This window comes from Pseudoalteromonas sp. 31A1 (assembly GCF_011378815.1).
Classification (GTDB): Bacteria; Pseudomonadota; Gammaproteobacteria; order Enterobacterales; family Alteromonadaceae; genus Pseudoalteromonas; species Pseudoalteromonas arctica.
On sequence record NZ_WTKY01000030.1, the window covers coordinates 20693 to 33273 of the forward strand.

The 12581-nt window shown below is 38.3% G+C and carries 15 protein-coding genes; 7 read left to right on the top strand and 8 right to left on the bottom strand.

All coding sequences use genetic code 11. From position 1 onward, the window contains the following. The first annotated feature begins 92 nt into the window (after positions 1-92). From GQR52_RS18830 to GQR52_RS18850, 5 genes are all read left to right on the top strand, one after another. Positions 93-521 (top strand): organic hydroperoxide resistance protein, encoded by a 429-nt coding sequence (locus GQR52_RS18830; RefSeq protein WP_165729437.1) that lies wholly within the window; start codon positions 93-95, stop codon positions 519-521. A gap of 166 nt (positions 522-687) precedes the next feature. After that, on the top strand, positions 688-1041 hold the full coding sequence (locus tag GQR52_RS18835; protein WP_165729438.1) for a metalloregulator ArsR/SmtB family transcription factor: 354 nt from the start codon (positions 688-690) through the stop codon (positions 1039-1041). A 40-nt stretch (positions 1042-1081) separates the two neighbouring features. Continuing rightward, positions 1082-2092 (top strand): ArsJ-associated glyceraldehyde-3-phosphate dehydrogenase, encoded by a 1011-nt coding sequence (locus GQR52_RS18840; protein ID WP_024608439.1) that lies wholly within the window; start codon positions 1082-1084, stop codon positions 2090-2092. A 24-nt stretch (positions 2093-2116) separates the two neighbouring features. Beyond that, positions 2117-3334, top strand: a complete 1218-nt coding sequence (gene arsJ / locus GQR52_RS18845) for an organoarsenical effux MFS transporter ArsJ (RefSeq protein ID WP_101163124.1) — start codon at positions 2117-2119, stop codon at positions 3332-3334. A 107-nt stretch (positions 3335-3441) separates the two neighbouring features. Next, entirely contained in the window at positions 3442-5562 is a 2121-nt protein-coding gene (locus GQR52_RS18850) for a methyl-accepting chemotaxis protein (RefSeq protein WP_165729439.1), read from the top strand. Positions 5563-5665: 103 nt separating this feature from the next. Here the strand turns inward: GQR52_RS18850 and GQR52_RS18855 are convergent, their stop codons facing one another. Then, on the bottom strand, positions 5666-6253 hold the full coding sequence (locus GQR52_RS18855) for a TetR/AcrR family transcriptional regulator (protein ID WP_010553549.1): 588 nt from the start codon (positions 6251-6253) through the stop codon (positions 5666-5668). A 112-nt stretch (positions 6254-6365) separates the two neighbouring features. Between GQR52_RS18855 and GQR52_RS18860 the strand changes: the two genes are divergently transcribed. Beyond that, positions 6366-6908 carry a carboxymuconolactone decarboxylase family protein gene (locus tag GQR52_RS18860; RefSeq protein ID WP_007586212.1) on the top strand — a complete coding sequence of 181 codons (543 nt, stop codon included), beginning with the start codon at positions 6366-6368 and terminating at the stop codon, positions 6906-6908. Positions 6909-6970: 62 nt separating this feature from the next. On the opposite strand, the gene GQR52_RS18865 is transcribed toward GQR52_RS18860, so the two are convergent. Next, a complete protein-coding gene (locus GQR52_RS18865) occupies positions 6971-7501 on the bottom strand; it encodes a hypothetical protein (RefSeq protein ID WP_165729440.1) in 531 nt (176 codons plus the stop codon). A gap of 52 nt (positions 7502-7553) precedes the next feature. On the opposite strand from GQR52_RS18865, the gene GQR52_RS18870 reads away from it, so the two are divergent. Continuing rightward, positions 7554-7946, top strand: coding sequence for a DUF1294 domain-containing protein (locus GQR52_RS18870; RefSeq protein WP_165729441.1), 393 nt, complete (start codon positions 7554-7556; stop codon positions 7944-7946). A gap of 55 nt (positions 7947-8001) precedes the next feature. Here the strand turns inward: GQR52_RS18870 and GQR52_RS18875 are convergent, their stop codons facing one another. The 6 genes from GQR52_RS18875 to GQR52_RS18900 all read right to left on the bottom strand — a co-directional run. Then, positions 8002-8346 carry a PEGA domain-containing protein gene (locus tag GQR52_RS18875; RefSeq protein WP_007586203.1) on the bottom strand — a complete coding sequence of 115 codons (345 nt, stop codon included), beginning with the start codon at positions 8344-8346 and terminating at the stop codon, positions 8002-8004. 219 nt (positions 8347-8565) lie between these two features. Continuing rightward, a complete protein-coding gene (locus GQR52_RS18880) occupies positions 8566-8898 on the bottom strand; it encodes a DUF600 domain-containing protein (RefSeq protein WP_165729442.1) in 333 nt (110 codons plus the stop codon). A gap of 87 nt (positions 8899-8985) precedes the next feature. After that, positions 8986-9462 (bottom strand): SMI1/KNR4 family protein, encoded by a 477-nt coding sequence (locus tag GQR52_RS18885; protein WP_165729443.1) that lies wholly within the window; start codon positions 9460-9462, stop codon positions 8986-8988. 4 nt (positions 9463-9466) lie between these two features. Beyond that, the gene (locus GQR52_RS20710) at positions 9467-10900 is read right to left on the bottom strand and encodes an HNH endonuclease (RefSeq protein WP_240914496.1); all 1434 of its coding nucleotides are present in this window, start codon (positions 10898-10900) and stop codon (positions 9467-9469) included. 494 nt (positions 10901-11394) lie between these two features. Beyond that, on the bottom strand, positions 11395-11862 hold the full coding sequence (locus GQR52_RS18895) for an SMI1/KNR4 family protein (RefSeq protein WP_165729444.1): 468 nt from the start codon (positions 11860-11862) through the stop codon (positions 11395-11397). A 26-nt stretch (positions 11863-11888) separates the two neighbouring features. Continuing rightward, a partial coding sequence (locus GQR52_RS18900) for an HNH endonuclease (protein WP_165729445.1) occupies positions 11889-12581 on the bottom strand: 693 nt, incomplete at its 5' end.

Below are 12581 nucleotides of genomic sequence, written 5' to 3' on the forward strand. Positions count from 1 at the left end.
TGCATGCAAAGTATTTGCAATCACTAATTACTTGCTCTATTATTTTGCACACAAACTAAATTGATTGATATTTTAAAACTTTGGAGTTCATTATGAATGTATTACAAAACGTAGCTTACACAGCAAAAGCAACTGCAACTGGCGGCCGTGAAGGCGTAGCTAAATCTGATGATGGTCGTTTAGATGTAAATTTATCAACACCTAAAGGTTTAGGCGGAGACGACGGACAAGGCACTAACCCAGAGCAATTATTTGCCGCAGGTTATGCAGCATGTTTTATTGGCGCACTTAAATTTGTAGCAGGTAGCGAAAAAATAGATTTACCAAGCGACACACATATTAATTCACAAGTGTCTATTGGTGCTATTGAAGGCGGTTTTGGTATTGCAGTAAAATTGGCTGTATCACTAGGTGATATGGATAAAGCAGCTGCGCAAGAGCTTGTAGATAAAGCGCATCAAGTATGCCCTTATTCAAACGCAACACGTGGCAATATTGAAATAGAGCTTTCTGTTATTTAATAACTAAATAAAGAAAAGTTATAAAAGCACACAACGACAACTAGTCGTTGTGTGCTTTTTTGCGTTTTAAAGCAAAATAATTTAAATATACAAATAATCGTATATTCACTATTTCATATGTTTAGTTTTTGTTTTATTGTATATGCACTAACACTGCGAGGACACTATGGAACAATTCAACCCACTTCAATTTTATAAATGCTTAGCGGACGATACGCGTTTAAAAGCAATGCTATTAATTAGCGACCAAGAAGAGCTGTGCGTGTGCGAACTTGTTGCTGCACTTGAATTAAGCCAGCCTAAAGTGTCGCGCCATTTAGCACAATTAAGACAATGCGGATTACTGAGCGACCGTAAGCAAAATCAATGGGTTTATTACAGTATTAATAAAGCCCTGCCTGAATGGGCTAAAAATGTATTAACGCAAACCCTGACTGCAAACCCTTCATTTTATGAAAACGATTTAACGCGGTTAAATACTATGGGTAATCGCCCTGAACGAGCAGCTAGCTGTTGTTAACTAATTAGTAAATAAATTAACTTATTAAAGGTATTTAATTATGACTATTAAAGTAGGTATTAACGGTTTTGGCCGTATGGGACGTTTAACACTGCGTGCAGCAGTTGATTGGCCAGAAATAGAGTTTATTAAAGTAAATGATGTAGCGGGCGATGCTAAAACACACGCACATTTAATTGAGTTTGACTCAGTACACGGACGCTTAGCGCAGCAGGTTACTAGTGATGATAATAGCTTTAGTGTGGGTAAGCACACGATTGCAGTTACCAACAACAAAACCATAAATGAAACTGATTGGTCAGATTGCGATGTAGTAATAGAAGCCAGCGGTAAAATGAAAACCACTGAGCTGCTAAATCAATATTTAGCGCAAGGTGTTAAGCGTGTTGTAGTAACGGCTCCTGTGAAAGAAGACGGGATTTTAAATATAGTAATGGGTGTAAACGATAACCTTTATAACCCAAGTGAGCATAAAATTGTTACAGCCGCCTCGTGTACAACTAACTGCTTAGCGCCCATTGTAAAAGTGCTGCAAGAAAAAGTAGGCATTAAGCACGGCTCAATGACCACTATTCACGACATTACTAATACCCAAACGATTATAGATGCACCCCACAAAGACCTACGCCGTGCACGTTCGTGCGGTACTAGTTTAATACCAACAACAACAGGCAGTGCAACAGCCATTACGCATATTTTTCCTGAGCTTAAGGGTAAATTAAACGGCCATGCTGTGCGTGTACCTCTTACTAACGCGTCAATTACCGATTGTGTTTTTGAGCTTGAGCGCGGTGTTACACAAGATGAAGTAAACACCTGGTTTAAAAATGCTGCAAATAACGAGCTAAAAGACATTTTAGGCTACGAAGAAAGACCGCTTGTATCTATAGATTACAAAACAGATCCACGTAGTTGCACCATAGATGCGCTTTCAACTATGGTAATTAACAATACTCAGCTTAAATTATACGCTTGGTATGATAACGAGTGGGGTTATGCAAACCGTACGGCTGAGCTAATGCTTAAAGTTGCACAAAGTGATGTGGTTTAATCTCGTTTAAAAAGGTTTAAATTCATGCTTGCGCAGTTAGCTAATTTACCAAGTTCTATAAAACAATATTTAATAATTACCGGTAATTACTGGGCATTTACCCTTACTGATGGCGCACTAAGGATGCTGGTGGTGCTGTATTTTCATCAGTTGGGTTATGGTGCATTTGCAATAGCCATGTTGTTTTTGTTTTATGAAATTTTTGGCGTAATCACCAATTTAGTAGGTGGATGGCTAGGAGCACATTTAGGGTTAAACAAAACCATGAATGTAGGGCTTGGGCTGCAGCTTGTAGCTTTAGCTATGCTTTGCGTGCCTGGGGATTGGCTAACCGTTGCCTATGTTATGGCAGCGCAAGCACTGAGTGGCATAGCTAAAGACTTAAATAAAATGAGCGCAAAGAGCGCCATTAAGTATTTAGTACCACAAGACGATGCAGGGCAAAGCCAATTATATAAATGGATTGCCATACTTACAGGCTCTAAAAATGCGTTAAAAGGAGTGGGCTTTTTTTTAGGTGGCTTGCTACTTACCGTATTTGGTTTTGTGGGGGCATTAATAAGCCTAATTGCTTTACTTAGTGTTGCGTGGGTTATTAGTTTAATTTTTTTAAAAGGCGATATTGGTAAAGCTAAAAACAAACCTAAGTTTAAAGAATTATTTTCTAAATCGCGGGCAATCAACTTACTTAGTGCAGCGCGTTTATGCTTGTTTGCGGCGCGCGATGTATGGTTTGTGGTTGCATTGCCGGTTTACTTAGCCGCTCAGTTTAACTGGGATCACTGGTGGGTAAGCGGCTTTATGGCTTTGTGGGTAATTGCTTATGGATTGGTGCAGTCGCAAGCACCGCGTATAACAGGGCAAAGTGATTCAAACTCACATTCAGTCAAAAAAGCGTATTGGTGGGTTGCTCTATTAAGTGGCGTAACTGGCATTTTAGCGTTGTTGATGCAATTTGATGTAGCGGTACATTTTACGCTTGTAATCGGCTTACTTATTTTTGGTGGTGTATTTGCTGTAAATTCATCGCTGCATAGTTACTTAATAGTAAGTTTTGCTAAAAACGATGGGGTGTCGCTCGACGTTGGCTTTTATTATATGGCCAATGCGATAGGGCGTTTGCTTGGTACGGTGCTTTCTGGCTGGGTTTTTCAAGTATATGGGCTTAGTGCGTGTTTATGGGTAAGTGTATGTTTATTAATTGCAGCCTCAATTACAACGGCACGTTTGGCTAAACTTTAAAAAACTCAACGTATTGTATTAAATTCAATTTGTTTAACGATATTCATAGCTTCGTTGGTTAGATCTACTAAACTGTATCAGTAGTTTTAATTTAAAGGGTGTGATGAATGCGAGAAATATCGTTAGCAAAAAAGTTACTCTGGCTAAGTGTCGGTAGTATATTTATAACTGTACTAGTGCTATCAGGCATTTTGTGGTGGCAGTTATCATCAAGTAATAAGCAGTTAGCGACCAAATCCGAAGAGTACATTATTGTAGAAGTAGAAGAAAAGCTTAATGCTCATGCGGCTGGATACGGAGAAAAAATTGCTGGCTTTATTAATGAAGCTTACCGTGTTCCTTATTCATTAGCGGCATTACTTGGCAATGCAGCAAAACAAAACACTTTAGACCGAGATACAGTTGTCAGTATAAATAAAGCGGTTTTAGAACAAAACACTCTCTTATCATCTATTTATTCTCAATTTGAACCAAACGCTTTTGATGGGCAAGATTCTCAATATCAACAAGGGTATAAGCATTCAGTAGATAGTGCTGGTACGTTAGAGGTATACATAACTCGCGATCAAAAAGGCATAATTGAACAACAAAAAGTAGCGAATGCCGCCGATAAATACATAACAACGCTTAATGAGTTTGGTATTCGCGAAGCGCAGTGGTATTTGTGCGCAAAAGACACACTTAAGCCTTGTATTATGGAACCGTATTTATACGAAATCCCATCGGGCGATTCGGTAATGCTAACTTCGTTAACCGTGCCTATTTTAAAGTCAGGCCAGTTTATTGGTTTAGCAGGCGTTGATTTAACTCTACCAACCTTTCAAGTAATGACTGAGCAGCTTTCTAAGCAGCTTTACAATGGTCAAGCTAAAGTAACCTTATTAAGTGATTTAGGTTTAGTTGTAGGCAGCAGTCATTATAAATCTAAATTAGGGCGCCCAATTAAAGAGGCTGTTAGTTCTACTATATTTAATGATATTGAAAAGTCTAAAGGGCAAAGCGGTATTTTTAAAACAAATAGTGAATATTTAGTAAATTATCCAATTGATATAAAACTAGCACACACTCAGTGGTCATTAATCATAGAAGTACCTACAGACCTAGCACTTGCAGGGCCTGAAGCGCTAGAAAAAAACATGCAAGAAACAGCAGCATCACTCGGGTTTATTATTTTAATTACAGGCTTAATAATTGCTGTGGTTGCTTTTGTTATTATGAAATTAGTAATTGCAGGTGTAATAGCGCCGCTACAACAAATTCAACAGCGGGTTGATAACCTCGCAAGTTCTGAGGGTGATTTAACGCATACATTGCATGTTGATAGCCACGCAGAACTTATTGCATTAGCTGGTGGGTTTAATCGATTTTTAGCAAAACTACGTGATTTAATTTCTGAACTAAAAGCGGTGTCTGAGCAAACTAAACAGCAAGGCGAAATAGCACAACACATCGCTATTGATACTAAGCATAATGTTCAATCTCAATTTCAAGAAATTGAAAGTGTGGTAACGGCTATGAACGAAATGAGCGCAACAGCACTCGAAGTAGCCAGAGCATCAGAGCAATCAGCCCAACAAGCCGATGAAATAAATAGCTTGGTAGTAAGCAGTGAGTCGAGCTTATCGTCAGCGATGACACAAGTTAAAACGATGTCTGAAGAAATTAAAGAAGCTAACCAAGCAGTTGAAAAAGTCGCTTCGCGTAGTAAAGACATTACGCAAATATTAGATGTAATTCGTACTATTTCAGAACAAACAAACTTACTTGCACTTAACGCAGCCATTGAAGCTGCGCGCGCTGGTGAGCACGGGCGAGGCTTTGCCGTTGTTGCTGATGAAGTACGTGCACTTGCTTCTAAAACGCGTTCATCAACAGATGACATAAGCCAGTTAATTGATAGTTTATTATCTGAAGTAGGTAACGCATCTACCGTTATTGAAAAAGGCGTAGTACGTGCACAAAATGCCGTTGATGAAACATCAGTAGCTTTTGATGCTCTGCACAGTGTTGTCGTTAAAGTTGATGAAATAACCAATCAAATTACACATATTGCCACCGCTGCCGAAGAGCAAAGCTTAGTGACTGAAGAAATAAACCGTAATTTAACGCTTATATCTGATGCCGCATCGCAACTTGCTGACTTATCTACACAAGCAGGGGATAGCAGCGAAGCGCTTAATGCACTTGTTGCCCAGCAAGATAATGAGCTAAATAAGCTTAAAACGTAACTTATAAATTAAGTTTTAAGCACAAAAAAATGGCCAGTTAATACTGGCCATTTTTATTTAGTAAAATAAGTATAACTTGTTGAGAATGCGCGATAACTGCTATTTATAACTTTTTAATCAACATAAACATTTGGTTGATCATTGGCTCAGCAAATTGCTCTACATTAGGACGATTAAAATAACCGCGTAAACCTGTAAATTGCACCTGAAAAAAGCGCGCATATTCAACAGCGGTCAACGTATTACTTAACTCACCTTTGTTTATTGCTTGTGTAAACAACTGCGTTAAATAAGCTTCAAATTGAGCGGTTAAATCTAAGCTTAGCTCATATAGGTTTGAGTCTTTTTCTGCAAACTCGCTGTTTGCTTTAACCAGCATACAAATAGCGCTTGGGCTGCAATCTTTTGTTTTAATGACCACATTTTCAACAAATGCACGTAACCCACCAAGTACTGTATCTGCACTTGATAGAAACCCCTCTATTTGGGTTTTCATTTGTACTGTGTAATCTTTCAGCGATTCGCAGTATAGCCCTTCTTTAGAGCCAAACGCAGAGTAAATACTACCCGGGCGCATATTAACGGCTTCTTGTAAGTCACGCGTTGAGGTTGCATGAAAACCTTTTTGCCAAAATAGCTGGCTTGCAACGCGAACTACATTATCGCGTTCAAATTTAACCTTATTAGCCATATCATTCTCAATCAATTTGAACATTTGCTCAATTTTAACTTGAACAGTCGCTCAAAATCAAATACTATGTGTCTCGAAGTTACTTAAAACTATTAATTATTAGGAGCTAACCATGGCCGAATTTACTTTATACACTCAAGAAAACGCACCAGAAGAAGCAAAACCGTTACTAGCTGATTCAGTAGCAGCATTTGGTATGCTTCCTAACTTACATGCAGTAATGGCTGAAGCACCAACATTACTTAAAGGTTACCAAGTACTGCACGAGCTGTTTCAAAAAACATCATTCAATGCAGAAGAGCTAACAGTAGTATGGCAATCAATTAACGTTGAGCACGCATGTCATTACTGTGTTCCTGCACACAGTGGTATTGCAGCGGCAATGAAAGTTGATCAAGGTGTTGTTGATGCACTTGTAAACAAAACACCACTTGAAAACCCTAAGCTAGAAACTCTTCGTGAAACTACACTCGCAATGACACGTGAACGTGGCGTGATCAGCGATGAGCAAATCGAAAAATTCTTTGCAGCAGGTTACGGTAAGCAACAACTACTTGAAATTATTGTAGGCTTGTCTCAAAAAGTAATGAGCAACTACACTAATCACCTTGCTGATACACCAGTAGACGCTGCATTTAAAAAATATGTAAAATAAATACGATTTTATAAATGACAAAAGGCAGCCTAGGCTGCCTTTTTTGTGTTTATAAATCGCGGCTATTTAAATTTAACCGTTTTTGTACTGCGTGTATAACTTCTGCTTTCGGGCTTAGTCCATTCACCCTTTTTAAGATAAGAGGTCGATACAATAAACTTATCGTCTTTTAAATCACTAGTAGATTTAACCTTAGTCACTCCCTCTTTACTGCCTGTTACTTCCTCATAGGCTACAAACTGAGTAGGGCTTAATACCGTTATTGTGCCTTTAGTGTAAAATCCTGCCGTAGTGAAATAATAAAATACGAGTGACTTCTTTTTGCTATCATAAAAAATCATCGACTCACCGCCATACTCACCCTCGTTAATCGAGTGCATGGTACGAATAGCTTTACCGTTTAAAGCGCGTTCCCAACGGCCAACATCTTGTATTTTTTTAGCGCCTTCTGGTACTTTAAAGTCTGTTTGCCACGTTCCTAAGTAAGGTTTAAACACTTCTAGCTCTTTATCAAGGTTACTGGCAGTTTCATTAGCAAAGCTACTAAATGTGCATAAACATAATGCTAAGAATAGCGATTTAAAATATGTCATAATTTGGCTCTCGTTGTTAGGCTCTTATAAGCCCAGTATAGGTGATAATTAATTGATAAAGAAAATATTAATCACATTCTCATTGCTTTATTTAGCTGCCATTTGGTTAGCTTACCCGCTGCAATACTTACCTGTTTATATACCAATATATGTACCTGGTTATATAAGTGTATTAAGTGCTATAACTTTTTTAATGTACGCGTGGGATAAGCGACAAGCTAAGCGCTCTTCACATACAAAAGTAAACCGCACGCCAGAGCGTACACTGCAGCTACTTACATTATTTGGAGGATGGCCGGGGGCATTACTTGCTCAACAATTACTTCGTCATAAATCGCAAAAGCGACGTTTTATTATTGTGTTGTGGTTATGTATTTTAGTGAATGTTGGTAGTTATTTCGCAGTAGGATATTTGTGGCTTTATGAAGGGTTTAATATGCCTTAGGCCAGTTATTAAATTAACCAGGCTAAGGCATATAAACTAAAACGTACTGAGAAGCTTACTGAGCCGATTGGCTTGCTTCCATTGTATCGAGTTCAACAGTTAGTATTGTTTTTTTATCAACTGAAACCCATTTTCTGTAAGTAAGGTATCCTGCTTTGCTTACTTCAATATCGTATTTACCTTCTTTAAGCTCAATACCCGCTTTATAAACAGGGTTGATATTCATAATACGAACGCGAGCATCAGCAGGGTTAGTAATAACAGTTAATGAAATTGGTGCAGCTACTTCGTTAATCTCTGCAATAGGTTCTAAAACTACTTGCTCAGTTTCTTGGGCTGGAGGAGGTGTAGAACAACCGCTTAATAACAGTAAACCCAAAAGTGCGCTTAATTTTTTCATAGGTACTCCGTAAAATTATTTTAAATAATAAATGTTAAATGTCACGAAATATCATGGAGGAGTATTAATAAGTTGGGGTACCTAACTCGTCTTCCTTGACTTTCGTTTGTTTAAAAAACAAATTGGCGTACAGTTTAATATGTATCCAGCTCAGGTTCAATTATTGTTATTAATTTATGAAGTATTAAATAAATTGAACGCTATGCTTGTACTGCTTATTTAAAGTAATAAAGTATCTTCATCGTTATTATCGCGCTCAAAGTTTAAGTTAAACTGGCCTTGGCGAGTTATGGTAAAAATAGCGCGTTGCCAATCTTCCACTTCATTTTTAATGGCGTGGTCAAATAACGTTTTAAACAACGCTGTTATATTTTCAGACACTGAAATTTTATGCTGTGTATCGTCATCTGCTTTAATAAAGTGAGCTTTGCATTCTGATACTTTATTATTTGCGCAATCTAAAATAATATGAGCTTCAAGCCACTGCTCATCAATTTGCTGATAAAGGTACTGACCTAGGTGTTGCGGGATGTTTTTAATGTCGGCTTGCATTGGCTGTCCTTAGCGTTATAAATGAATTTAAATTGAATAATCAAGCATAAAAACTGAATAATCAAGCATAAGGTTTGTCAATATGAGTTAGCCGAAAGACATCGCATCAAGGAATTCTTGGAAATTATTAAAAGCTTTGTAAAAAACAGGTGATAACTCTTCAGACTCATTATGATCCCATATTACTACTTTAGGGTTTATTGCATCTTCTTTGAAATCTAAGCATAAAAAATCACCACCAAATAGGTAAGCAAAAGGTAAGGCCTCGGCTCCAATCAAGTCTTCGTTATCTGTAAGCCTTTCCTCAATTTGAGCCATTACGACTTTAATTTCGTATTGCATAAGGCAACCATCGAGATTTTCATCTTCCGAAACTATTAGAAATCTTTCCAATACCCGCTCCTCAGAGTTAACTTTTATAATAACTTCATCTGGGGATGCACCATTGAATTTTAAAATAAATTCCCTGTAGCTAATTGGTAACTTAATATTAAAAAACATCTCTAATGAATCTAGCTCATCATGTGTTATAGAAACTTTTTTCTCTAAACTTAAATCTTTCATTATGCTATCGCTTTCCGTATGCCCAATGACCGACAGAGCGGCCACCTTGATGATTAATTATATTATGTGCGCCAAATGGAACTAACTCCATTCTCCCACTAATTTCCGAGTGATGCCAGGTGAAGCCATCAGGTCTGCCTCCAGGGATTCTTGAGTCTAGCCATTTAAATTGTTGGTAGTCAGAAGCTAGCCACAACTTTTCTGGTAAGGACTCTACTTTCTCTAATAAACCAGCACTTTCAAAGTCAGGATATTTTGTACCTGCTTTTAATTTCACTTCAGGGACTAATCCGCGTTTAACTGCATTTGCTTTTATTTCACGCTTTTGCTTTATTGTTAATTTATCACCGTCAGGAAAATTCTTCCACGACCAAGGTTTATTAGAGTTTATTAAATTTGCATATGCTTCAGTTTGGTAGTTTAAGTCATACTTAACAGGCCTATTACCTTTAGCCCCCTTTAAATCATTTCCTTTAGGCGCATCTAATTCATTCGCAACGGTCTTTTTAGGTTTACCCACAATACCGGTGCTTTTCGGCGGTTCGAATTCATCGAGGGCTTTGTTTACGCGATTGCCAATTTCACTGGCTGCGCCTTTAACGCCTTGGTCTATTTTGGGTGCTATTTCATCAAGCTGTTTAATCGTGGCTTGCATCCCGTCTATGGCAAGCTGTGGCAGCAGTAGGTCGTATTGCCAACTTGTTGATATTTCGTGGAGTGTATCGCGCAGGCCTTTTATAAAGGTTTTTACTTCGCTGGCTGCTTGTTTACCTAGGTCTTGCCAATTTATTTTACGTAAATACTGAACGGGGTCGCCTTTACCCAACTTACGAAGGACTGCAATTGCGGCTTCTATTGTGTCGCCGCTGTTTTTAATCACCACTTTACCAACGCCTTTTACTGCAGAGCCGAGCACAGGCACTAAACCTATCGCGGTGAGCGTAAAGGCTATCCAGCCATCACTGTCGTTGGCTTTATCGTCATCAGTCAGTAGCATTACATTGGCTAAAATATCCCGCACGTCCATGACTTGGTCAATAACCGGTATCATTGAAATAATACTGCCTACCACAATCTGCGCCGTTGTAGGGTCTTTATTAAAGTCGCCTTGCAGTGCTCCCCATAACCAATCACCCGCTTGGCTGGCTATGTTGCTTGCTTCATCAAGTGTTGCTGTTTGCCCAGCTCTACTCATTTGTATGGCAGAGGCGGGGGTTATTCTTTTATAAAGTGGGTTTGGTGTCGTGTTATCTTGAGGTTCATACTCGCGCGTATCTTCCCCGTATTGAATATTAAACTGACCATTTGGTACATCGGTTAATTGCGCTATACCGTCTTCATCTAGCTGGCCTGTGCTTTGTGTTCCATCATCAAATTTGATTATATAAGGTGCGTTTTTTACAGGGCTGCCATCTTGATAAACATAAAGTAAATCCACTACGCTTGACGTTGTTGCAGCAATACCTGAGTCATTAATGGTTATATCACTAATACGGCTAATATTGGCAGGGCTTGCATTGCTTGGTGCCCGCGCTGTTTGTGGGCTGGTTATGTCGTAATCAACTGGGCCATCAAAGGTTATAAATGTGCGATCGAGTGTAAGTACGTTAGTGGCGGTAATATCAACATTACCTTGGCTGTCGAGTTTTATCTCGCCGCCCGCGTTGTGAATAATTAAATCGCCATTACCCGAGCCAGTAGGCGCATTAAGCTTTTACTCTTTAAGCGCAGCGCCTCTTAATCTCTTTGTGAATAACTCACTTAACTACCTTTTTGCACAAAGAGAAAGAAATGAGAAGTAAATGAGGGCGTTAACCATAAAAAGCAGCCATTATGTGAAAGGTTAGGCGCTCATTTTTAGCGCCTAACCTAACAACATCCGTGTTGTTAAAGAGCGGTATATACTGAAGTAGTTAATTTTAGTAAATAGAGTTATTCATCTGGGTCGTAAAGCTTTGCAATAAATTCATCGAAATCATCAGCAATTTTTACGATGCTTTCAGGTAATTGATTATTTATTGGATCAAAAGGAGATTTGTCTTCAAATTCGTGATCTTTATAAAATACTTGCCCATAAGAATCTTCTCTAGTTGAGAGTATAATAAAGTTACTCGAATGCGTATTAGCAATATAAATTAAACCTTGTGGCAATGAGTTATTTATTGGCTTATTTTTAAATGTAATATCATTTGTAACTTTTCCTCCTATACTAAAAAAAATTTTAATGTCATCACCTTGGAGTCTTAGTTTTTTTGCTTGAAAGTCTATTGCATACTTTTCTGGAACTCCTCCATTATTTTGCAGTAGAAAAAGTTTATAGAGTTCAGGTAGCTTGAGAGCGAGCTTTTCCTCAGCATTATTTACATCTTCCACTGAAATGTTTTTCTCTGATAGCGTCATAATTAAGCTCATTATAAATAGCCCTTCTATCGTGAAGCCGATGCCCCACCTTTATGTGTAAAAATATCATGTATCTCTTGATCAATTAATAACATCGATGATTGATCTCCATGATGATGCCATGTGAAATCTAATGGGGATTTATCTGGCCATTGCCCAACTCTGTCCCCCTTTATTCGTCTTTTTATTCCAAACCTTTCCGTCAAATACAGATCACCTTTTTGGCCTGACATCTTCTCCCATGCTTTTGAAAAATCACCAACTTCAGGTAATTCAATATACCTTTCTTTGACACCTGTCATATTTTCGATTTTTACATTAGCAATTGAATATTCATTAAAATCAGGATAACGAGCGCCGTCAGGTGGGCCTGATATATAGGGTATTTCAATATCAACTTGCCCTAAAGAAGATGTTTCCATATTTGGCCTACCATAAAGGATGGTATCAGTGAGTTCATCGTATCGAACCGTTCCCCCATTTTCGAGCCATTTTTTAAACTCAGGAGCGTTTGGTCCTGCATTTGTTCTTAATAAGCCATTTATATCCCTGAACTGCCCTTTAGTATTTAACTCAATTGGTTTTGCATTTACAAAGCTGTGAGCATGTTTTTGATTCTCTTGTAATCTCGCATCAGGTTTGTCAATGCGCTCAATTAACTTAGGCTGCTCAGGCGATACTGTGTGCGATATTGTTTTATCTAGCTGTTTGCGCTTAAG